Annotated in this window: 20 protein-coding genes; 9 read left to right on the forward strand and 11 right to left on the reverse strand. The window is 66.3% G+C overall.

Going from position 1 to position 22181, the window contains the following annotated elements:
* Positions 1 to 5 precede the first annotated feature (5 nt).
* The 3 genes from AC59GX_RS09810 to AC59GX_RS09820 form a co-directional block, all read right to left on the reverse strand.
* A complete protein-coding gene (locus AC59GX_RS09810; protein WP_426283365.1) occupies positions 6 to 1001 on the reverse strand; it encodes a hypothetical protein in 996 nt (331 codons plus the stop codon).
* Positions 998 to 2446, reverse strand: coding sequence for a glycosyl transferase family protein (locus tag AC59GX_RS09815; RefSeq protein WP_497301614.1), 1449 nt, complete (start codon positions 2444 to 2446; stop codon positions 998 to 1000). Before AC59GX_RS09815 ends, AC59GX_RS09810 begins: the two co-directional genes overlap by 4 nt.
* Before the next feature lie 251 nt (positions 2447 to 2697).
* Positions 2698 to 3204: an outer membrane protein assembly factor BamE gene (locus AC59GX_RS09820; RefSeq protein WP_056487899.1), complete on the reverse strand. Its 507-nt coding sequence runs from the start codon at positions 3202 to 3204 to the stop codon at positions 2698 to 2700.
* 134 nt (positions 3205 to 3338) lie between these two features.
* Here AC59GX_RS09820 and AC59GX_RS09825 point away from each other — a divergent pair, with 134 nt between their 5' ends.
* Both AC59GX_RS09825 and AC59GX_RS09830 read left to right on the forward strand, forming a co-directional pair.
* Complete coding sequence (locus AC59GX_RS09825; RefSeq protein ID WP_497301615.1) at positions 3339 to 3845, forward strand: ubiquinol-cytochrome C chaperone family protein; 507 nt, start codon at positions 3339 to 3341, stop codon at positions 3843 to 3845.
* The gene (locus AC59GX_RS09830) at positions 3842 to 4366 is read left to right on the forward strand and encodes a YceD family protein (RefSeq protein ID WP_136188778.1); all 525 of its coding nucleotides are present in this window, start codon (positions 3842 to 3844) and stop codon (positions 4364 to 4366) included. The genes AC59GX_RS09825 and AC59GX_RS09830 overlap by 4 nt, the downstream gene beginning before the upstream one ends.
* Positions 4367 to 4617: 251 nt before the next feature.
* Here AC59GX_RS09830 and AC59GX_RS09835 read toward each other — a convergent pair whose 3' ends face one another.
* Positions 4618 to 5154, reverse strand: coding sequence for a SixA phosphatase family protein (locus tag AC59GX_RS09835; RefSeq protein ID WP_136188779.1), 537 nt, complete (start codon positions 5152 to 5154; stop codon positions 4618 to 4620).
* Positions 5151 to 7877 carry an ATP-dependent DNA helicase gene (locus AC59GX_RS09840; RefSeq protein ID WP_426283326.1) on the reverse strand — a complete coding sequence of 909 codons (2727 nt, stop codon included), beginning with the start codon at positions 7875 to 7877 and terminating at the stop codon, positions 5151 to 5153. The genes AC59GX_RS09835 and AC59GX_RS09840 overlap by 4 nt, the downstream gene beginning before the upstream one ends.
* Positions 7878 to 8180: 303 nt before the next feature.
* On the opposite strand from AC59GX_RS09840, the gene AC59GX_RS09845 reads away from it, so the two are divergent.
* The 5 genes from AC59GX_RS09845 (at position 8181) to AC59GX_RS09865 (ending at position 13202) form a co-directional block, all read left to right on the forward strand.
* Positions 8181 to 8486: a hypothetical protein gene (locus AC59GX_RS09845; protein ID WP_056053958.1), complete on the forward strand. Its 306-nt coding sequence runs from the start codon at positions 8181 to 8183 to the stop codon at positions 8484 to 8486.
* A 57-nt stretch (positions 8487 to 8543) separates the two neighbouring features.
* Entirely contained in the window at positions 8544 to 10109 is a 1566-nt protein-coding gene (locus AC59GX_RS09850; protein WP_426283324.1) for a lysine--tRNA ligase, read from the forward strand.
* A 217-nt stretch (positions 10110 to 10326) separates the two neighbouring features.
* Positions 10327 to 10884, forward strand: coding sequence for a 2'-5' RNA ligase family protein (locus tag AC59GX_RS09855; protein ID WP_497301617.1), 558 nt, complete (start codon positions 10327 to 10329; stop codon positions 10882 to 10884).
* A 91-nt stretch (positions 10885 to 10975) separates the two neighbouring features.
* A complete protein-coding gene (locus AC59GX_RS09860) occupies positions 10976 to 11980 on the forward strand; it encodes a histone deacetylase family protein (protein ID WP_497301619.1) in 1005 nt (334 codons plus the stop codon).
* Positions 11970 to 13202 (forward strand): MFS transporter, encoded by a 1233-nt coding sequence (locus AC59GX_RS09865; RefSeq protein WP_426283318.1) that lies wholly within the window; start codon positions 11970 to 11972, stop codon positions 13200 to 13202. The genes AC59GX_RS09860 and AC59GX_RS09865 overlap by 11 nt, the downstream gene beginning before the upstream one ends.
* Before the next feature lie 167 nt (positions 13203 to 13369).
* Here AC59GX_RS09865 and AC59GX_RS09870 read toward each other — a convergent pair whose 3' ends face one another.
* Complete coding sequence (locus tag AC59GX_RS09870; protein WP_426283316.1) at positions 13370 to 14599, reverse strand: dipeptidase; 1230 nt, start codon at positions 14597 to 14599, stop codon at positions 13370 to 13372.
* Between the two features lie 109 nt (positions 14600 to 14708).
* Between AC59GX_RS09870 and AC59GX_RS09875 the strand changes: the two genes are divergently transcribed.
* Positions 14709 to 15812: an acyltransferase family protein gene (locus tag AC59GX_RS09875; protein WP_497301620.1), complete on the forward strand. Its 1104-nt coding sequence runs from the start codon at positions 14709 to 14711 to the stop codon at positions 15810 to 15812.
* Here AC59GX_RS09875 and AC59GX_RS09880 read toward each other — a convergent pair.
* The 4 genes from AC59GX_RS09880 to sucC all read right to left on the reverse strand — a co-directional run bounded on the left by AC59GX_RS09880 (position 15798) and on the right by sucC (position 20184).
* Positions 15798 to 16553, reverse strand: coding sequence for an energy transducer TonB (locus AC59GX_RS09880; protein ID WP_426283313.1), 756 nt, complete (start codon positions 16551 to 16553; stop codon positions 15798 to 15800). The genes AC59GX_RS09875 and AC59GX_RS09880 overlap by 15 nt on opposite strands.
* A gap of 508 nt (positions 16554 to 17061) precedes the next feature.
* Positions 17062 to 17991 carry an electron transfer flavoprotein subunit alpha/FixB family protein gene (locus tag AC59GX_RS09885; protein ID WP_426283311.1) on the reverse strand — a complete coding sequence of 310 codons (930 nt, stop codon included), beginning with the start codon at positions 17989 to 17991 and terminating at the stop codon, positions 17062 to 17064.
* Positions 17988 to 18734 carry an electron transfer flavoprotein subunit beta/FixA family protein gene (locus AC59GX_RS09890; protein ID WP_056064107.1) on the reverse strand — a complete coding sequence of 249 codons (747 nt, stop codon included), beginning with the start codon at positions 18732 to 18734 and terminating at the stop codon, positions 17988 to 17990. Before AC59GX_RS09890 ends, AC59GX_RS09885 begins: the two co-directional genes overlap by 4 nt.
* Before the next feature lie 247 nt (positions 18735 to 18981).
* Entirely contained in the window at positions 18982 to 20184 is a 1203-nt protein-coding gene (gene sucC, locus AC59GX_RS09895) for an ADP-forming succinate--CoA ligase subunit beta (RefSeq protein ID WP_056053980.1), read from the reverse strand.
* Between the two features lie 340 nt (positions 20185 to 20524).
* On the opposite strand from sucC, the gene AC59GX_RS09900 reads away from it, so the two are divergent.
* Positions 20525 to 20854 carry a PilZ domain-containing protein gene (locus AC59GX_RS09900; protein ID WP_056487867.1) on the forward strand — a complete coding sequence of 110 codons (330 nt, stop codon included), beginning with the start codon at positions 20525 to 20527 and terminating at the stop codon, positions 20852 to 20854.
* Between the two features lie 319 nt (positions 20855 to 21173).
* On the opposite strand, the gene AC59GX_RS09905 is transcribed toward AC59GX_RS09900, so the two are convergent.
* On the reverse strand, positions 21174 to 22112 hold the full coding sequence (locus AC59GX_RS09905; RefSeq protein ID WP_056064113.1) for a ribose-phosphate pyrophosphokinase: 939 nt from the start codon (positions 22110 to 22112) through the stop codon (positions 21174 to 21176).
* Positions 22113 to 22181 lie beyond the last annotated feature (69 nt).

Below are 22181 nucleotides of genomic sequence, written 5' to 3' on the forward strand. Positions count from 1 at the left end.
ACCGCTTAGAAGTCGCTACCGATCGACAGGGCCGGTCCGGAGCCCGGACGCGCGCCACCGGCGATGTGTTCGCGCCAGTCGAGTGTCAGGCGGATCGTCTTGCGGGCGACCGGCAGCGCGGCGACGAGCGAAGGTCCGATATCGAAGCGTTCGGCGTCGCGTTGCGCACTTCCCCAGGCGCCAACGCCAATGTCTACGGTCGCGCCGGCAAGCTTTCCCAGCGGATGCGTGAGTCGTGCGGAGGCGTCGACGAAACCTTCGATTCCGTCACGCGCAATCCCGCCGGCCTGGCCGTATGCTTCCAGACGGAGGCCGCGTGCGACGTCGGCCGGACCATAGCCGGCAATTACGCCGACCGTCGGTCCGCCACGTCCGCCATCGAGCGCGAACCGCTGCTCGGCGACGAGGCGGATCGGCAAGCGCGTCGGTTGCCATTCGATCCCGAGTGCGGCCTCGCGTCCGGCGCCTTTGAGCGGCGTGGCGATGCGCGCCACCAGCGCGACCTTGCGACGGCTGCCGAGCGCATAGGCTAGTCGCAAACCGCCCTGCGACGCGCCGAGTTGCCCGCCCGACACCGTACCGGCGGGACCACCACGCGCGAGCAGCCATGCGCTTCCGCTGAGACGACCCGGTCCTCGGAGGACCAAGGGCGGCGCTACCGGTGACGGAATGAGGTATGTCCGAGGCTCTGCGACGGCCCGCCAATCGGGAAGAACGCGCGCTACGGGGCGTGGCGGCGCAATCGTCGGTGCCTGCCATGGTCGACCCTTGGCGGAAATCGGCGATGCGACAGCGACGCGTGGCATGGTCAACACCCGCGGAGGCACGCGGGGTCGCCCGAGAATTGCTGCGGCGACTTGCGGCACGAGCACTTCGATTACCCGTGGGATCATGTCCGACGGTGGAAGCGAGGCGACTTCCGGCAACAGCAACGCCACGCGGACCATTACCCATCCGCCCAACGCCAATGCGAGAAAGCGCAGCGGGCGGCCGACGCTCATCGTACCGCGGCGGCGAGGCCTGGATGGTTAATGCTGTCAGTGATGACGTCGATGGGCAGCGCGTCAGGAAACTCGTGCTGTGTCTTGTCCCAGACCGGCGCCGCGCCGCGCAGCATGCCGATATAGACGATCACCGCGCGCGGTGCGGCGATCAGCGAGACGAGGTTGCCCACGAGAAACCGCGGCAGCGCCCAGATCGCCTCGCGCATGCCATAACTACGTCCCGTGAATATCATCCGCACGATCAACCGCCACACCAGCAACGCGCCATTGGCGACGAGCAGCCAGAACGCGATCGGGTAAGCGCCGTTCGCGTAGGGTGACGCCCCACCGGCTTGGCCATGCGCCAGCAGCGACAACACCCATATCGGCACCGCAAGATAGCCGACCGCTAGGATCACGACGGCCAGCGGCGCGCGCCGATCGCGCATTCGCATCCAGTGATCGGCGATCGCGCGGGGCTGCCCCCAGCCGGTACGATCCCAGCCCGCGAGTGCAATACCCATCATCCACCGCGTTTTCTGGCGGACCGAGCCGCCGAGCGTGCATGGGAAATACGCGCGTACCGCGACCACCGTCCCAGCGTCGTCCGCCGCAACGCGCGCAAAGATGCCGCGAGCGCCTAGCTCTGCGAGTCGCAAGCCCAGCTCGTAATCCTCGGTCAGACTGGTCGCATCGAACGGATCGCCGCCCCGTGCCTGCGCAATCATCGCGAGGACGGCCGGTGCGATCGCACAGCCCGTGCCGGCAAGCGGCATCGCGGCGCCCAGCGCGGTCCGCACGACGATCTGCTTGGCGTGGGATTCGGCGAACTCGTCGGCATAATGCCCCGACACAAGCCGCGCACCGCGGTGGACTAGCGGCAGGACGGGAAGCTGGATGACGTCGTATCGCTCGATCAGGCTGTCGAAGACACGCAACTCCTGCGCGTGCACGACATCTTCGGCATCATGGAGCACGACCGCCTTGGTCGGTCGATCCGTCCCTGCCCCCTCGCGCAGATCGTCGCGGCACAGCGCGTGCCACAGGGTGTTGAGGCAGTCGGCCTTGGTCGTCGGCCCGTCTCGTAGCCCGATCACGAGCCGGATCCGCAAGTCGCGCTCGGCGACCGCGGCAATCGCATCGATCGTCCCCCGGTCGTTTGGATAGGCGCCGACATAGATGCGGTAATTATCGTGTTCGTAGCGATCGAGCGCAGTCGTCAGCATCCCGCCGATCACCGCGACCTCGTCCCACGCCGCGACGAACACAGCGATCCGTCCTGCAATGCGCGGCGACGGCAGAGTGGCGAGAGTCAGGCGAGCCCGGCCGCCATGCCTGATCCGGTGACCGATATAGACAAGATCGACCAGCAGATCATCGATACCACCGAGTAGCAGTCCGACGCCCGCAAACAGCAGCATCTCTCGCGCGGACGCGTCGATGATCCACAGCGACTCGCCCAAGCCACACCCCCGGACGGAGGGTACCGCAAGTCACCGTCGTAACGGATATAGTCTTATCGAGAACGGATGTTTGTCGTTTTCTCGAATTACGGCGGCACATGGCGAACCATCGCGTCGAACGTGCGTTACGACGATGATCCCTTTCCCCCCTTTCGGGATCGGCGCCGATGATGCCCGGCCCGGCCGCACCGCTGCTCAGGCATGCGGTGCGGCCTAACCGGCCTCCGGACTGTCCAGCGAATGCCTAGCCTTTACGGCTGATTGCGGCCGCCGCCGCCAGTGTTGCTGCCATTGCCCTGACCGCCGCCAGCCCCAGCCGCGCCGACGGTGCCGATATTGCCGAACAGATCCTGGAAGAATCCGCGCTCGCGACCCAGCGTCGGCGTCTTCTTGCCATAAGGTGCGATCGACGCGACCTGCTCGAGCCCGCCGCGGCGAATCGCGGTGACGGTGCCCTTCTGGTCGAAGCTGATCTGCAACGTGATCTGCGCGTTGGCGCGTGGGTTGCGGAACGCGAGGTTGCGGCTGTCACGCGCCAGATAATACCAGTCGCCCTGGTCGAACTGGCCGGCGAGCGTCGGCTTGCCGAGCGTGGCGAGCACCGACTGGCGGTTGTCGACGCCCGGCTGGACCGAGTTGACGAGGTCGGTATCGACGACATAGCCCTGGTGCGAGCGCAGCTGAGTGCAGCCCCCACTGGCCAATGCGGCGACCGCAAGTGCGGCGGCGAGACCCGTACGGGCGGAAAACACGCTCATATAAACTCCCAACCGGGGCACGCGAAAACACGTGACGGGTCCCACGCGATTGCATCGGCCGCCGATCGCCTCGATATGCGAGGATGCGCGGGCAAACAAGCCGAAGCGCGGCTTCGTGTTGAGGACGATAGATTTTGAGCTGGTTGGGAAGACTGCTCGGCGAGAAGCCCGACGAGGCGCTGCCGCTTTACAACGCTGTTGTCGGCCGGGCCCGCGCGGAACATTGGTATCGGGAGGGCGCGGTGCCGGACACCGTCGACGGCCGCTTCGACATGATCGCGACCTTGCTGGCGATCGTCATGCTGCGGCTCGAGACGGAGCCCGCTGGCGGCGAACCCGCGACGCGTCTGACCGAGCGCTTCGTCGACGACATGGACGGGCAATTGCGCGAGATCGGGATCGGCGACATCATCGTCGGCAAGCATATCGGCAAGATGATGAGCATGCTTGGCGGGCGGCTTGGCGCGTACCGCGACGGGCTGGCGGCGGGCGATATCGCGCCGGCCCTCGTGCGCAACCTGTACCGGGGCGCCGCGCCGGACGCTTCCGCGCTGACTCACGTCCGCGAGTCGGTAATGGCGTTTCATGCGGGGCTGGCTGCGACGCCACTACCAAATCTGTTATCTGGAGAATTGCCGTGAAGCCCGAGTTCAGCCGCCCCGAACGCCTCGACACGATCGGCGAGCGCGAGCGGATCGTCGAGATCGCCGCGACCGAGGATGAGCGCGCGGCGCTGGCGAAGCGGTTCGCGCTGCTCTCTATCACGCGACTCGACGCGCGATTGGGGATCAAGCGCACCGACAGCGGCATCGTCGTGAAGGGCCGCGTGACCGGCGCGGCGGTGCAGGCGTGTTCGGTGACCGACGAACCGCTCGATACGCAGATCGACGAGCCGGTCGCGCTGCTGTTCGTCGATCAGCTGGTGTCCGAGGGCGACGAGGTCGAGCTGTCCGACGACGCGCTCGATACGGTCGCGATCGAGGGTGGCACGATCGATCTTGGCGAAGCGGCGGCGGATACGCTGGCGCTGGCGATCGATCCGTTTCCTCGGGGGCCGAACGCGGCGGCGGCTCTGGCGGCGGCAGGGGTGATCAGCGAGGACGAGTTCCGGCCGGCGAATGCGTTCTCGGATCTGAAGGCTAGGATGGCGGAGAAGAGCTGAGCAGCGGCGCGGTCTCGGGCTTGTTCGAGATTAGCTTACCAAAAAATCTGCACCACCCCGGCGAAGGCCGGGGCCCAATTGGGGGCCGATAGTGAGGTAGGGCGGTCCGCCGTTACAACTACCTCTCCAATTGGGCCTCGGCCTTCGCCGGGGTGGTGTGAAGTTGAAGGAGCGGAACGCTCACGCCGCCTTGTTCTCCCGCGAAGGAGGGAGCCGAGTCTGGGTCCCCGCCTTCGCGGGAGAACAAGGCTTTAGTCTGCGTCGGGCCCTAAAGTCGGATCGAGATCGCGGGGGCGGATGAAGCGGGTCAGGCGAGCCGTACCGGTTGCAACATCCACCCACTTCCCCTCGAACTGAAGCTCGGCAATGCTCGCCGTTGGATATTTGTCCTCGACCGCGTCGCGCAGCGGATCGCGCCCATCCGCGACCAGCATCAGGACGAGATCCTCCAACCCGGGATTGTGCCCGACCAGCAACGCACTCTCCGCCTCGGCCGGAAACCCGTGCACCACATCCAGCAACGTCGCCGCCGACGCGAGATACACCCGCCGGTCCAGGTCCGGTGCGATCGTCCGGCCATAGCCCGATTCGATCTGCTCCAACGTCTCCGAAACCCGCACCGCCGGCGACGCGATCGCGTGATCGAACGTAAGCCCCAGCGATCGCATGTGCCGCCCCACCATCGCCGCGGCGCGCTTGCCCTTGGCGTTGAGCGGGCGGTCGAAATCGCGCGCGACCGGATCGTCCCAGCCGGACTTGGCGTGGCGCAACAGCGTCAACGTCTTCATGGCAATCCTCGAGCGGGTTCGCGGCTCTCATGCCCTACCGCCGCGCCAGAAGAAAGTGGATTGGAGGAAAGCCGGCTTGCGACCCGGGCCACCGCTTCCTCGAGCGTGACGCGGGCGATCGGCACGCCCGGCGGGAACGCGCTGAGCAACCGCGAGGGCATCGCGGCGGACAGCATCACGAACACGCCGGAGTCGTCTGCGCGACGGATCAGGCGACCAAATGCCTGTGCGAGCCGCGCGCGAACGAGCCGATCGTCATACGCCGAGCCGCCACCGGCCAGACGCCGCGCGGCGTGCAGAACGGACGGTTTAGCCCAAGGCACGCCCTCCATAACCACCAGCCGCAACGATTCGCCGGGCACGTCGACACCATCGCGCAGCGCATCGGTGCCAAGCAACGATGCCCCCGGATCATCGCGGAAAATATCGACCAGCGTGCCGGTGTCGATCGGATCGACGTGCTGCGCATGGAGCGGCAGGCCTTCGCGGGCGAGTCGGTCGGCGATGCGGCCGTGGACACCGCGCAACCGCCGGATCGCGGTGAACAGCCCGAGCGTGCCGCCGCGGCTGGCGACGATCAGCTGCGCATAGGCATTGGCGAGTGCACCGATATCGCCCCGCTTCACGTCGGTGACGATCAGGACTTCGGCCTGGCGGGTATAATCGAACGGGCTCTTCGCCTCGAACCGGGCGGCGGGGCGCAGCAGATGCGGCGCACCGGTTCGCGCTTCGGCGACTTCCCAATCGCCGCCGCCGGTCAGCGTCGCGGAGGTGACGAGCGCACCGTGCGCGGGCTTCAGGACGATTTCGGCGAACGGGCGGGTCGGATCGAGCCAGTGACGGTGGAGGCCGATATCGAACTCGCGCCCTTCGATCCGGTCGACCGCGAGCCAGTCGACGAAATCCCCATCGACCGGCCCGCCGACGCGCGCGAGCAGCGACAGCCACGACGCCACCGTCTCCGCGCGCCAGCCGATCGAGGCGATCGCGCCTTCGACTCGGGCTCGGGCGGGCGCGTCCATCCAGTCGGGGGCTTCGGCGAGGACGGCTTCGAGGCGGCGGCCGAGCGTTACGAGCGGGCGGACGAGCGCGTCGAGAGCTGCGGCGGCGGGCGCGGCGGCCTCGATCAGCGTCGCATCGGGTTCGGCAAGTTCGGTCTCCAGGCCGTAGCCCGCGTCGCCCGGTTGTTCGGCCCGCGCATAGGTCAGCCCACGGACGGCGGCGAGCAGCGTCTCGATCGGCCCGAACGGCGCACCCTCGCCAAGCCGTTGCAGCCACCCGTCGGACGCCAGCGCCCCCGCCGCCGTCACCGCGTCGGAGATCGCCCTGGCCCCCTGTTCGTCGTAGCTGGCGAGATCGGACAAGCGCGCCGCAAGACCCCGCCGCCGCCCGCGACCGCTCGATTCGGGGCCGAGAATCCAGCGGCGGAGTTCGATCGTCTCGGCGCCGGTCAGCGCGGTCGCGAACATCGAATCGGCGGCGTCGAAAATATGATGCCCCTCGTCGAACACGTACCGCGTCGGCCGCGTGGCGAGTTCGCGCCCCCTTGCCGCGTTGACCATCACCAGCGCGTGGTTGGCGATGACGATGTCGGCGTCGGACGAGGCGCGGGCGGCGCGCTCGATGAAGCACTTCCGGTAGTGCGGGCAGCCGGCATACACGCACTCGCCGCGCCGGTCGGTTAGCGCGGTCGAGCCGTTCCGGCGGAACAGCGTCGGCAGCCAGCCGGGCAGGTCGCCGCCGACCATGTCGCCGTCCGCGCTATACGCGGCCCAGCGCGCGACGAGGTGCGCGAGGATCGCCGCGCGGCCCGCGAACCCGCCTTGCAGCGCATCCTCCAGATTGAGCAGACAGAGATAATTCTCGCGACCTTTCCGCGTGACGACCTTGGCCTTCCGGATCGCCGCGTCGGGATAAAGGCGCGCGGTTTCCTGGCCGAGCTGGCGTTGCAGCGTCTTGGTGTAGGTCGAGATCCACACCGCACCGCCGGCCTTCTCCGCCCAGAGGGAGGCAGGAGCAAGATAGCCGAGCGTCTTGCCAATCCCGGTGCCGGCCTCGGCGAGGACGAGGTTCGGCGTATCGCGCATCGCCCGTGGCGCGAACGCGGCAGTGGCGGCGCCGGCATAGGCACGCTGGCCGGGACGTTCCTCGGCGCCGTGGCCGGTGAGATCAACGAGCCGCGCCTCGGCATCGCCCGGCTCGATCGTCACGGTACGCGGGGCGGGTCGCGGTGCGTGCTCCTCCCATTCGGGAAGCGACGAGAACAGCCAGCGTTCGTTGACCGCCGGCTTCTTCAGCCGCTCGGCAACGACCGGCGCCCAAGGCCAACGCAGCCGAAACAGCGATTGCGCCGCGGTCCACGCGCCCTCGCGCTCGGGCCAGTCGCCATCGGTGAGCGCCAGCATCGCTTCGGCCGCGCGGAGGAGGAACGGCGCAACTTCCCCGTCCTCGGTCGGCACGTCGAGGCCGGTGACCCGCGCAATCCCCTTCGGCGTCGGCACCGCGAACTGCGCGGGGCGGAGGAACGCGTAGAGTTCGAGCAGGTCGAGCCCCGACAGATCGGGATACCCGAGTCGCTGCCCGACCAGCGGCGCGTTGAGCATGATGACCGGCGTATCGGCAGCGATCCGGATCGCCTCGCCCCGCCCGATCGGACGCGCGCCGTCCGCGTTCGCGATCCAGATGCCGGCGTGGCTGGCGTGGAGGGCAGGATAGCGAAGCACCGCGCGACCTTGCGGGACACGGAACGAAAGGGCAACCTTTTGTGCTGCCAAGGGTGCTTCAGATTTGAATGCCTGCACAATCCTCCCCCGCCAGGGGGAGGTGGCAGGCGCAGCCTGACGGAGGGGGCGGCAGGCGACGACCCACGTTCCGTGTCCCCCCCTCCGACGCCTGCGGCGCCACCTCCCCCTTGCGGGGGAGGATTGTATCAGCACCCATATCGGCCGTTACGCAACCGGCACGGTTCACGTGCGTTGCGCACTCATCGATACCGAACTTTACCTACATCAACAGGGACGATCATCATGCGGAAGTTTCTCATGGCGCTGAGCGCGCTCTCGCTCGCAATCCCGGCAGCCGCCGTGATTCCTACGGGCAAGGCCGAAGCACGCTCCAAGCGCGAATATCGCGGCCATGACCGTCGTTACCGCGCCAAGCGTTGCCGTCATTCGAGCGGCACGACCGGTCTCGTCGCAGGCGGCGTCGGCGGCGCGGTGCTCGGCAATGCGGTCGGCGGCGGGCTGCTCGGCACGCTTGCCGGCGGCGCAGCAGGTGCCCTCGGTGGCCGTGCGGTCGACCGGACGATCACCGCGAAGGATCGTTGCCGCTAAGACGCATGCGGCAGTGGGGGTGACGGATCGGAGTGCACGCGCTAGTCGCGCTGCATCATGACCGACGAACTCCGCACCGCCGCCTTCGAGTCCAAAGCCTGGCCGTACGAGGAGGCGCGCAAACTCCTCAAGCGGTATCCGAACGGCAAGTCGGGCGACCCGGTACTGTTCGAGACGGGCTATGGACCATCGGGCCTGCCGCATATCGGCACGTTCAACGAAGTGTTGCGCACGACGATGGTGCGCAACGCCTTCCACGCCCTGAGCGATACGCCGACTCGGCTGATCGCGTTCTCGGACGATATGGACGGTCTCCGGAAAGTCCCGGACAACGTCCCCAACGGCGACATGCTGCGCGAGCATCTCGGCAAGCCGCTGACGCAGATCCCGGATCCGTTCGGCACGCACTCCAGCTTTGCCGCACACAATAATGCGATCCTGCGCGAATTTCTCGACCGCTACGGTTTCGACTACGAGTTCGCGTCGTCGACCGAATATTACACCGGCGGGCGTTTCGACGAGGCGCTGAAAGGCGTGCTCCGGCACTTCCAGGGCATTCAGGACGTAATGCTGCCGACGCTTCGCGCAGAACGCCGCGCGACCTATTCGCCGGTGTTGCCCATCTCGCCGACCAGCGGGATCGTGTTGCAGGTGCCGATCGAGGTGATCGATGCGGAGACGGGCCTGATCGCGTTCGAAGACGAAGGCCAGCGGATCGAGCAGAGCGTGCTGGGCGGCAAGGCGAAGCTGCAGTGGAAGGTCGACTGGGCGATGCGCTGGGTCGCGCTCGGCGTCGATTACGAGATGGCGGGCAAGGACCTGATCGATTCGGTCACGCAGTCGTCGAAGATCGCGCGCGTGCTCGGCGGGCGCCCGCCCGAGGGCTTCAACTACGAGATGTTCCTCGACGAGAATGGCGAGAAGATCTCGAAGTCGAAGGGTAATGGCCTGAGCCTCGAGCAGTGGCTGACCTATGGTCCCGAGGAATCGCTGGCGTTCTATGCGTACCGCGAGCCCAAGAAGGCGAAGTCGTTGCACATGGGCGTGATCCCGCGCGCTGTGGACGAATATTGGCAGTTCCGCGGCAATTACGCAGACCAGGACCTGAAGCAGAAGCTCGGCAATCCGGTGCATCACATCCATGATGGCAAGCTGCCGACCGGCGAGCTGCCGGTGACGTTCGGGCTGCTGCTCAACCTCGTCGGGGTGATGGGCGATGCGAGCAAGGAGCAGGTCTGGGGGTATCTGGCCAATTATGTGCCCGATGCGTCGGCGGAGAAGTATCCCGAGCTCGACCGGCTGATCGGCTATGCGCTGGCCTATAGCCGCGATTTCGTCGCGCCGACATTGAAGCGCCGTGCGCCCGAGGGCGTCGAGGTCGCGGCGCTGGAGCGGCTGGACGCGGAGCTCGCCGCGTTGCCGGCGGAGGCGAGCGCGGAGGATATCCAGAACATCGTCTACGAGATCGGCAAGACCGGCGGGTTCGAAACCCTGCGCGACTGGTTCAAGGCGCTGTACGAGACGTTGCTGGGGTCGGAGCAAGGCCCGCGGATGGGGAGCTTCATTGCGCTGTACGGGGTCGAGAACTCGCGGAAACTGATCGCGGAAGCGCTCGCCCGGTAAGACGACGCGTTCGAAGAAGTACCACCCCGGCGGAGGCCGGGGCCCAGTTGGGGGACGTTCATAACTGGACGCAGAGCGCCGTTACCACGACCTTTCCAACTGGGCCCCGGCCTTCGCCGGGGTGGTGGTTTCAGGTTGGCCGAGCGGCCGTATCGCCTCGACAGCTTAACGAGAACATATTAGCAACAAGTCCGCCTCCCCCGATTCGGAAACCGGCATGTTCCATCGACCGTTCGCGCGTCATCGCCTGTTCTTCGCGCTCCGCCCGCCACTCCCGCTAGCGCGCCAGATTACCGCCGCAGCGTCGTGGTTCGAAACCGACCGGGACAAGCTGCGCCCCGAGCATCTGCATGTGACGATCGATATCCTCGACGACCATGATCGCGTCTCGACCACGCTGGAACGCGACCTGAAAGCGATCGGCGATGCGGTCGAAGCAGTACCGTTCGCACTCCAGTTCGATACCGCGGTCGGCAGCGATCGCTCTATCGCCCTGCGTCCGCGCCACAAGAACGCCTCGCTCGCCGCACTGCATCAGCGGATTGCGGTAGCACGCGAGGCGGCAGGGCTACGCGCCCGCGAAGGCTATCGGTTCAGTCCTCACATGACGCTCGGCTACCGCGACGGCGTGTCGTTCACGCAACCCATTGCGCCGATCGGCTGGGACGTGGATACGTTCGTGCTGGTCCACAGCCATGTCGGTCGGACGCGCCACGACGTGATTGGGCGCTGGCTGCTCAGCGGCGACGACGATCGGCAACTGGCGCTGTTCTGAGCCGTCGGATTTGCCGAACGCGCGCGATCCCGTAGGACCCCGGACGCGATCGGTTGGTTCTTCCCTCATGACCGCGCACCAAGGAGCGAACATGCGGCTGTTCTTCGACGACTCCCAGCGAACCCACGCCCCTGCGCGCGAACTCCATAACGGCGCGTTCACTGCCTATGCGGAGACGCCAGCGCGCATCGACGCGATCCTGCACGCGATCGGTCCGGTCGAGACGCCGGAGGATCGTGGCGAGGCGCCGATCCTTGCGGTGCAGTCCCCCGCCTATGTCGCCTTCCTGAAGGACGCCGCGCGACTGTGGCGCGAAGCGGGGCGAGACGGCGACGCGATCCCCTACACCTTCCCGATCCGCGGCCGCCGTCCGCTCGACCTCACCCGAATCGACGCGCTGATCGGCGCACACAGCTTCGACGCGACCACGCCGATCACGCCCGAGGCCTGGGCCGCCTCCTATGGCAGCGCGCAGTCCGCGCTCGCCGCGACGCACGCGGTCCTCGACGGCGACCGCGCGGCGTTCGCGCTCTGCCGCCCGCCCGGCCATCACGCCGGCGCAGACTATTGCGGCGGATACTGCCACCTCAACACCGCCGCGATCGCCGCCCAAGCCGCCCGCGACGCCGGTATCGCGCGCGTCGCGATCCTCGACATCGACTATCACCACGGCAACGGTACGCAGGACATTTTCTATGCCCGGAGCGACGTGTTCTACGCCTCGGTCCACGCCGATCCCAAGACCGACTACCCCTTCTACTGGGGCCATGACGATGAAACCGGCGAGGGCGAAGGGGTCGGCACGACACTGAACATTCCCCTCCCCCATGGCACACGGATCGAGGCCTTCCGCACCGCGCAGACCACCGCGCTCGACACGATCGCCGCGTTCGATCCCGGCCTGCTCGTCGTCAGCTTCGGCGCGGATACGTGGGAGGGCGATCCGATCTCGCACTTCAAGCTGACCACGCCCGACTATACGGCGCTGGCCAGAGATATCTCCACACGGGGCTGGCCGACCGCGATCGTCATGGAAGGCGGCTACGCGATCAATGCACTCGGCCACAACGTCGCGAGCTTCCTGAGTGGCTTCTGAAGCGCCTATCGCTCTCGGCACGCCCGCCTATCGTCGGCTTACGTTGGCGATGCTGTTCGCAGGGTTCTCGACCTTTTCGCTGCTCTATTCGGTGCAGCCGTTGCTGCCGCTGTTCGCTGCCCAATTCGGGCTGACCGCGGAGGGCGCGTCGCTGGCGGTGTCGCTGGCGACGGGTCCGCTCGCGATCGGCATCCTGTTCGCGGGGTTCGTCTCGGACCGCGTCGGCCGGCGTCCGCTGATGATCGCGGCGATGTTCGCGGCGGGCGCGCTGACCTTGGCGGCGGCGGTCGTGCCGGGGTGGAGCGGGTTGCTCGTGCTGCGCTTCCTCACCGGCGTCGCGCTCGCAGGCGTGCCGGCGGTGGCGATGGCCTATGTCGCCGAAGAGGTCGATGCGGGCGCGGTCGGCGCGGCGATGGGGTTGTACATCGCGGGCAGCGCGCTCGGCGGGATGGCGGGGCGGCTGGTCGTGAGCATCGTCGCCGATCTCGAAGGCTGGCGCTGGGCACTCGCCGCAGTCGGCGTCGCGGGGCTCGGTATGGCGGAGGCATTCCGTCGGCTCGCGCCGCTATCGCGCAATTTCACGCCGAGCGTGGGCCGACCGGGCACATTGCTGCGCAGCGCCGGCGCGCTGTTCACCGATCGCGCGATGCCGTTGCTGTACCTCGAGGCGTTCCTGCTGATGGGCGTGTTCGTCACCGTCTACAACTATGCGGGCTTCCGGCTGATGAGCCCGCCCTATAGCCTCAGCCAGGCAGCGGTCGGCGGAGTGTTCCTGTTATACGTGCTGGGATCCGTGAGTTCGGCGAAGTTCGGGACGCTGGCGGGACGGCTTGGGCGACGGAAGGTGTTCTGGATCCCCGTCGTGCTGCTGATCGTCGGCGTCGCGCTGACCGCGATGACGCCGCTGGTGCTGGTAATCGCGGGGATCGCGGTCGTGACGATCGGCTTCTTCGGCGCGCATTCGATCGCGAGCGCCTGGGTCGGCCGGCGGGCGCAGGGTTCGCGGGGACAGGCGGCGGCGTTCTACCTGTTCTTCTATTACATGGGGTCGAGCGTGCTGGGATCCGCGGGCGGGTTCGCGTGGACGCATGCCGGATGGCCGGGGGTGACGGCGTTCTGCCTTTTGCTCGGCATGGCTGCGCTGGTGATCGGACTGGTGTTGCGCACGGTGCCCCCGCTGATAGTCGAGCCGCCCGCACCGCAGCGGATGCCGGATCCTTGAAGGGCGGATTCTCGCCTCCCTGAAAGGGAGGAGCTGGGGGTGGGTTGGCGAGTATGAGTCATCAGCCTTGGAATTCGCGGAACCAAACCCACCTCCGCCCCCTCCCTTCTAGGGAGGGGAGAAGAAGTCCGCCTTTGCTTATCCTTGGGTGAGGGCGGATCGATCGTTCACCGAGACGCCACATCGGTAGCATCAAGCGGCGGCATCCCCACCGTCCCCTTCGCAACCGCTTCCACCCGCTCCATGACGTGCAGGACATTGCCGCCCGATAGCTTCGCCAGATCGCCATCGCTCCATCCCCGCCGCGCCAGTTCGGCGAACAGCAGCGGATAGCCGTCGACGCCCTTCAAGCCGATCGGCCCGGTCCCCTGAATGCCGTCGAAATCGCCGCCGATCCCGACATGATCGTGACCGGCGATCTTCGCGATATGCTCGACATGATCGGCGACGGTCGCGGCGGTGACCTGAGGCTCGGAATGCGCGGCGTCCCATGCCACCAGCGGCGCAGGCGATTTCGCGCCATAGACGTTCGCGGGCACGCCGACGGACTTCGCATAGGCCGAGCGTGCCACATCCCAGGCCCGCCACTCGCCTGACAGGAACGACGGATAGAAGTTCACCATCACCACGCCGCCGTTCGTGCCAATCGCGCGGAGCAGGTCGTCGGGGATATTCCGCGGCGCATCCGCAATCGCCCGTGCGCTGGAGTGCGAGGCGATCACCGGCGCCCTGGTGACGGCGAGCGCGGCGGCCATCGTTGCGTCCGAGACGTGGGAGACGTCTACGATCATCCCGATCCGGTTCATCTCCGCGACCACCTGCCGCCCGAAGTCGCTCAGCCCGTTCGCACGTGGTGCGTCGGTCGAGCTGTCCGCCCAGTTCAGGCTCTTGCCGTGCGTCAGCGTCATGTACGCCACACCGAGCGCGCGATATTGGCGCAGCACCGACAGCCGCCCGTCGATCTGATGCCCGCCCTCGACGCCGATCAGTGAGGCGATCCGCCCGGCCTTCTCGATCCGACGGATGTCCGCGGCAGTGGTGGCGAGTTCGAACGTCGCCGGGTTCGCCGCGACGAAACGGCGGACGATGTCGATCTCCTCCAGCGTCATCTCCACCGCGCGCGGCGCATCGGCGGGAATGTAGACCGACCAGAACTGCCCGCCGACATGACCTTTGCGCAGGCGGGGAATATCGGTCTGGAGCGGGTTCGGCAGCCGCGCTGTGTCTACGGAAAGATCGACCGCCTCGACCTTCGCGTCGTGCAGTTCACGGATCTCCCAGGCCAGATCGTTATGCCCGTCGATCACCGGGCTGCGCTCCAGCACGCGCTCGACACGGCGTGATAGGGCCACGTCGGGGCTCGCCTGCGCGGCCAGCAGCAGGAATGCGGCGATCATGTCTTGGTCCCCCATGGCGTCCACTCCATCCTGAAGGAGGTGTTCGCGCGCGACAAGCCGGGTAAGGCGCTCGCCGAACGTGAGAAGAGGGTCGGGATTGGATACGGGAATGGCCGAACCGGCGCGCGAGGCGGATAGCCGGCTCTCCACCGCGATCGCGATCGCGCGGCTGATCGGGATCATGGGGATCGTCTACGTCCACGCTTGGACCGGACGCACTGCCGAGGAATTGGCGGCAGCGGCGTTCAGTTGGCAGGCGGTGCTGCGAACGGTGCTCGGCGAAGTGTTCGGGCGTAGCGCGGTGCCGCTGCTAGGGATGATCTCCGGCTGGCTGGTCGTCTCGACCGCGACGCGCCAGGGCTACGGCCCATTTCTGCTCGGCAAGGCGCGGACGATCCTGCTGCCGATGCTGCTGTGGAATGCGATCGCGATTGTGCTGGTGGGGGCGGCGGCGACGTTCGGCGACCTGAAAGCGCCGACGCCGACGAGCATCGGTTGGACGCTCAACGAACTGGTGCCGCTCGTGCATGCGAATGACGTCAACGTGCAGATGCCGTTCCTGCGCGACCTGTTCGTCTGCATGATGCTCGCCCCGGTTCTGGTACGTGCGTCGGCAGCGTGGCTGGCGCTGGTCGCATCGATCGTGATCGTGTGGAGCGTTTCCGGGGTGCACGTCCCGCTGTTGCTGCGACCGCAGATCCTGCTCTTCTTTACCGCTGGAATCGCCGCGCGGCGATTTGGCGTGGCGGAGCGGGTAGCGGGGTGGCCTGTCGCCCTATGCGCGCTGCCATTCGTCGCACTGATCGCGCCGCGGCTGTGGACCGCGCTGCTGGGGAACGCGTTCTTCGACGCGCATCCGCATGTGATGGCGGCATTCGATATCGTGTTTCGAGTGGCCTCCGCGGTGCTGTTCTGGCGGCTCGCTTGGGGCTTGGCTGGGAGCAACCTAGCGGACCGGTTGCGCGGGATCGAGCGGTACGGGTTTCTCGCATTCTGTGATCACCTGGTGCTGCTGTGGCTCTTCGGGCCGGTGATCGGATTGGCGACCGGCGCGCTGGGGGCGGGGTTGTATCCGGCATATCTGCTGGTCCAGCCGCTGCTGGTGCTCGGCGTCACGGTCGTGCTAGGGCAGGTGCAGATGGCGCTCTCGCCATCGGTCGCGCGGGGGCTTAGTGGCGGCCGGCTGGGGCGATCGGCGTCAGTTACCGCGTGACGGCGGATCGAGCTGGTTCACCCATTCCTGGTTGTGGACCACGGTAGAGCGAACCGGCCGACCGGCGGCGTCGAGCCAGGGGCGATAGCGGAAGCGCAGTTCGATCAGGCGGCAGGTGGTCGCATCGAGCACGCCGTTTCCACTGGAGCGCGTGACCATGCAGTGCGTGACGCTGCCGTCGGTCTCGACGGTGTAGCGAACGCCGACGACCCCGCCCGCGCCGATCACCGCCTCGGCATTGGGGAAATCCTTGTTCTTGAAGCGGCCCTTGATGAGGCGGGGCGGCGTTTCGTCGCCACCGTCGCCGTCGCCATTTCCGGAGCGACCGCTACCGGTGCCGTTCCCCTCGCCGCCTGCGCCGGTCCCTGGTCCGGGAACGGGGGCAGCGCCCGTGGTGGCGTCGCTGCCGGGGCCTGGTGTCAGTGTGACGATAACCGGGGGCGGTGGAACGATCGGGGTGATGATTGGCTTGAGAACGACGACTTCAGTCGCCTTCGAGCGAAGGTTCGCAGGGGACGCTGCGCCTTCGGGGCGATGGCTTTTCGCGGGGCGTGGGATGATCTTTTCAGGCGATGGCAGCGGTTTCGGGCCGACGGCAAACGTCTTCAGCGCGTCGGGGATGGCGCAGGGAATGCTGACGCCGAGCCCGAGGATCAGCGTGTAGCCGATGACGGCACAGAGTATCGCGGCGCTGCCAGCGGATATCAGGCGGTCGCGCGGGTTCGAGTGGACGCCGTACATGGTGGGTAATTGGGGAGGCGGGCGGTGGGCGGCAACGTCGTGGTTGGGGGTCGCATGTGCCGTTCAGTGGCTGAAACGTCCGACGTCTCTAGAGCGAGCCCGGTGTTCGCTGCTATCCTTGGAGCAAAGGTAGCGTGTTTCCCCGCGAAGGCGGGGACCCAGACTGGACTCCCGCCTTCGCGGGAGAACAACGAAGAGCGTGCTGTCGTCCGAACGCGGCCGTATCCTTGCTTCGCGGGGATGAGCACCGACCCTTTTTGAAGGGCACCGTTTTTAGTAACCTGGGCGTGCCCGGGGTGCTGTGTGGTGGATGCTGATACGAGCCCGCAATCACGGACGCGGACGTGCATCGATATTGGTCTGTACGAGGACGGGCGGCGCGACCGAAGTCACACCGCCCATTCGTGGCGCGCGACGCGGGAGTAAATCCCGCGTCGTCGGTCGGCGCTGGAGCGCCGCCGGCCGGGCTTGCTGTTGCGCTAGGCTTCGCCTCGCGCAGCGGCTTCGCCTACAGCTTCGCCGTCAACTCCGGCACGATCTTGAACAGATCGCCGACCAGGCCGATGTCCGCGACCTGGAAGATCGGTGCGTCCTCGTCCTTGTTGATCGCGATGATGACCTTCGAGTCCTTCATGCCGGCGAGATGCTGGATCGCGCCCGAGATACCGACCGCGACATACACTTCCGGCGCGACGATCTTGCCGGTCTGGCCGACCTGATAGTCGTTCGGGGCATAGCCTGCATCGACCGCGGCGCGCGAGGCACCGACGCCCGCGCCGAGCTTGTCGGCCAAGGGATCGATCATCGCGTGGAACTGGTCGCTCGATGCGAGCGCGCGGCCGCCCGAGACGATGATCTTCGCGCTGGTCAGCTCAGGACGCTCGTTCTTGGCGATCTCCGAACCGGCGAAGGTCGACAGACCCTTGTCTCCGGTCGATGCGACCGCTTCGATCTCGCCCGATCCACCCTCGGTCGCGGCCTTGGCGAATGCCGTGCCGCGCACCGTGATGACCTTCTTCGCGTCGGTCGACTGCACGGTTGCAATCGCGTTGCCGGCGTAGATCGGCCGCGTGAACGTGTCTTCGCTCTCGACCGACAGGATGTCGCTGATCTGCATCACGTCGAGCAGGGCTGCGACGCGCGGCGCGATGTTCTTGCCGTGCGTCGTCGACGGCGCGACGAACGCATCGTGCGCGCCCATCAGCTCGACGATCAACGGTGCGACGTTCTCGGCGAGCGCATGCGCGAACGCTGCGTCGTCGGCGACGTGCACCTTGCCTACGCCGGCAATCTTCGCAGCCTCGGCAGCGACGCCGTCGACGCCCTGGCCGACGACCAGCAGATGGACTTCACCGAGCTGCGAGGCGGCCGTAACCGCCGACAGCGTGGCATCCTTGACGGCCTGACCGTCATGTTCGACCCAGACGAGCGTCTTCACTTGGCGACTCCCATTTCCTTGAGCTTGCCGACCAGTGCGTCGACGTCGGCGACCTTGATCCCGGCCGAGCGCTTGGCGGGCTCGACCACCTTCAGCGTGGTCAGGCGCGGCGTCACGTCGACGCCGAAATCGGCCGGCGTCTTCTGCGCCATCGGCTTCGATTTCGCCTTCATGATGTTCGGCAGCGAGGCGTAGCGCGGCTCGTTGAGGCGAAGATCGGTGGTGATGATCGCGGGCAGCTTGAGCGTGTCCGTCTCTGCGCCGCCATCGACTTCGCGCGTCACGTTGACCGAACCGTCGGCGATCTCGACCTTCGACGCGAACGTGCCCTGGCCCCAGTTCAGGAGGCCGGCGAGCATCTGCCCGGTCTGGTTGTTGTCGTCGTCGATCGCCTGCTTGCCGAGGATCACGAGGTCGGGCTTTTCCTCCTCGACGATCTTGGCGAGGATCTTGGCGACGCCCAACGGCTCGACCTTGGTCTCGCTGACGACGAGGATCGCACGGTCGGCGCCCATCGCGAGCGCGGTGCGGAGCGTTTCCTGGCTCTTCTGCTCGCCGATCGAGACGACGACGATCTCCGTCACGCCCTTGTCCTTGAGGCGGATCGCTTCTTCGACCGCGATCTCGTCGAACGGGTTCATGCTCATCTTGACGTTCGCCAGATCGACGCCCGTTCCGTCCGCCTTCACGCGGGGCTTCACGTTGTAGTCAAGCACGCGCTTGACCGGCACCAGCACCTTCATCGGGGTTCCTTCCAAGGTGAAATCATTCGTTTCGATCACCGTCACAGTATGGCGGCGTTGGCGCGACAGATGGCCGTTTCGAGCCGTTTTCGCAAGTCCGGTATGGAAACATCGCTATGCCGTAGCGTCACGGCGAGATGCCGATCGGACCACCTGCCGGATAGTGTACGACATCAACGAAAAAGGGCCCGGACGTTTCCGTCCGAGCCCCTCTTTTCGCAGAATCAGTATGCGAGGTCGACGGCAGTTAGGCCGCGACCTTCTGCACTTCCGCGACGATCTTCTTAGCGGCATCGCCAAGGTCGTTCGCCGGGACGATCGCGAGGCCGGAGTTCGCGAGGATCTCCTTGCCCTTCTCGACATTCGTGCCCTCGAGGCGGACGACCAGCGGCACCGAGAGGTTCACTTCCTTCGCCGCGGCGACGATGCCGTCGGCGATGATGTCGCACTTCATGATGCCGCCGAAGATGTTGACGAGGATGCCCTTCACGTTCGGATCCGCGAGGATGATCTTGAACGCCGCCGTCACCTTCTCCTTGTTGGCGCCGCCGCCGACGTCGAGGAAGTTGGCCGGGAACATGCCGTTGAGCTTGATGATGTCCATCGTCGCCATCGCGAGGCCGGCGCCGTTGACCATGCAGCCGATGTCGCCATCAAGCTTGATGTAGGCGAGGTCGTACTTCGACGCCTCGAGCTCGGCGGGATCTTCCTCGGTCTCGTCGCGCAGTTCGAGCAGGTCCTTATGGCGGAACAGCGCGTTGCCGTCGAACGCGACCTTCGCGTCGAGCACCATCAGCTTGCCGTCGTTGGTAACCGCGAGCGGGTTGATCTCGATCTGCTCGGCATCGGTGCCCATGAACGCGTCATACAGCTTCGACGCGGTGTTCGCGGCCTGCTTGGCGAGATCGCCGGTGAGCTTCAGCGCAGCAGCGACGGCACGACCGTGATGCGGCATGAAGCCGGTCGCCTGGTCGATGTCGATCGACTGGATCTTCTCGGGCGTGTCGTGCGCGACCGCCTCGATGTCCATGCCGCCTTCGGTCGAGACGACCATCATCACCCGGCCGGTGGTGCGGTTGAGCGTCAGCGCGAGGTAGAATTCCTTGTCGATGTCGACGCCGTCGGTGACGTACAGGCGGTTGACCTGCTTGCCCGCGTCACCCGTCTGGATCGTGACGAGCGTGTTGCCGAGCATGTCGGTCGCGGCTGCACGAACCTCGTCCTCGGTCTTGGCGAGGCGGACGCCGCCCTTGGCATCGGGGCCGAGCTCGACGAACTTGCCCTTACCACGGCCACCGGCGTGGATCTGCGCCTTGACGACATAGAGCGGTCCGGGAAGCTTCTTCGAGGCCTCGACGGCCTCCTCGACGGTCAGCGCCGCGAAACCGGCAGGCACGGGGACGCCGAACTTGGCCAGCAGTTCCTTGGCCTGGTATTCATGGATGTTCATCGGGAAGGCTCCACGCAATTTTTAGGAAACTCGGGAATTGGTTGGGCGTAAAGCACAGGGCGGCCAGCAAATCCACCCTTAAGGCATTTGCAGTTGCGCATCATTATCATTAGATCGATTTAATGACCACGAGTGGCCTGATCTAAAGCAATTCCTTTTGCGTCGCGCTCCGCTGCCTCTACAGCAGGACCATGGCGATCCGACTCCGAATTATTGCGCTCCGCAGTTACCTCGCCGGTGCCGATGGTACATTCGTCCAGCCACGCGCGGCCAAACCTCAAGCGGCCGAATCGTAAGGCGTTTGGAGATTAGTAACCACTTGGGGAGCAGTGTTCCGGACATGACACAGCCCGTCCCCATCCCCCCCGCCGAACCGAAAGGCGAGGAGCTCCGTCAGGCGCTACGCAAGGCCGTCAAGATGCGCGCGCATTTGCGCGATCGGGGCCAGACGCGATTCGAGATCGAGGTGACGGATTTGTCGCTCTCGGGATTTCGTGCGGAGACGAGCTTTACGTTGTGGCCGGGGACGGTGGTGTGGCTGACGTTGCCGGGGCTGGCCGCGCTTGAGGCGGTGGTCGCGTGGCGCGACAAGTTCAAATATGGCTGCGCGTTCGCGAAACCGCTGCATCCGGCGGTGTTCGAGCATATTGTGGCACTGAGCCAGCGATAGGCGGGGCTACGCCCGCGCTGATGCGCGAGCGTAGCGGTGCGCAATTGCAAGCTCGGCCGGTGGGTCGCCCAAGCGAACCCATCCGACGGCGGCTTTGCCGACGTGGCAGTATTGTTCTCCTGCGGACGCAGGAGCTTAGGGTACTAAACGCGCAACTAAGGAAATTCTGGGTTCCTGCGTTCGCAGGAAAACACAGTGAGACAAGTTACGGTAGGCAAAGCCGCCGTCGGTCGGTTCGGCTTCACCGAACCGCCGGCCGAGTCGGACACTGCCCGCTATGCGAGCATTGGCGCGGACGCTGCCGCACCTGCGTCCGTCTTCAGTCGAACAGACTCGATACGCTAGTCTCATCCGCAATCCGCTTGATCGCCTCGCCGAGCAACGGCGCGATCTGGAGATGGCGGATCTTGCCGTGAGCGTCTTTGATGACCTCGTGGTTCCCGATCGAATCCGTGATCACCAACTCGCGCAGTTCCGAGCCTTCGACTCGGGCCACAGCCCCGCCCGACAGAACGCCGTGCGTGACATACGCGACCACGTCCTCAGCGCCCGCCTCCTTCAACGCAGCTGCCGCGTTGCACAGCGTCCCCGCCGAATCGACGATGTCGTCGACCAGGATGCAGAAGCGCCCCTCGACTTCGCCGATGATGTTCATCACCTCCGATTCGCCCGCGCGCTCGCGGCGCTTGTCGACGATCGCGAGCGGGGCGTTGTCGAGTCGCTTGGCGAGCACGCGCGCACGGACCACGCCGCCGACGTCCGGCGAAACGACCATCAGGTTCTTGCCCTTGAAGCGCGCGAGAATATCCGCCGACATCACCGGCGCCGCGTAGAGATTGTCCGTCGGGATATCGAAGAAGCCCTGGATCTGCCCGGCATGCAGGTCGACCGACAGCACGCGGTTAGCGCCCGCGACGGTGATCAGGTTCGCGACCAGCTTGGCGGAGATCGGCGTGCGCGGCCCTGGCTTCCGGTCCTGTCGCGCGTACCCCATGTACGGGATCACCGCGGTGATGCGGCGCGCCGACGCACGCTTCAGCGCGTCGATCATGATCAGCAATTCCATGAGGTTGTCGTTGGCGGGATAGCCGGTCGACTGGATCACGAACACGTCCTCGCCGCGGACGTTCTCGTTGATCTCGACGAAGACCTCCTCGTCCGCGAACCGCCGCACGCTGACGTCGGTCAGCGGGATCTCGAGATAAGCGGAGATCTCCTGCGCGAGTGGCAGGTTCGAATTGCCGGTCATCAGTTTCATGAAAGTCTTCCCCGCTCGATCACGCGCACCCCTTAGGCGCACGAATCGTGTCGTGGAAGGGTTTGCCCG

The sequence above is a fragment of the Sphingomonas sp. 320_CC genome, from assembly GCF_059691795.1.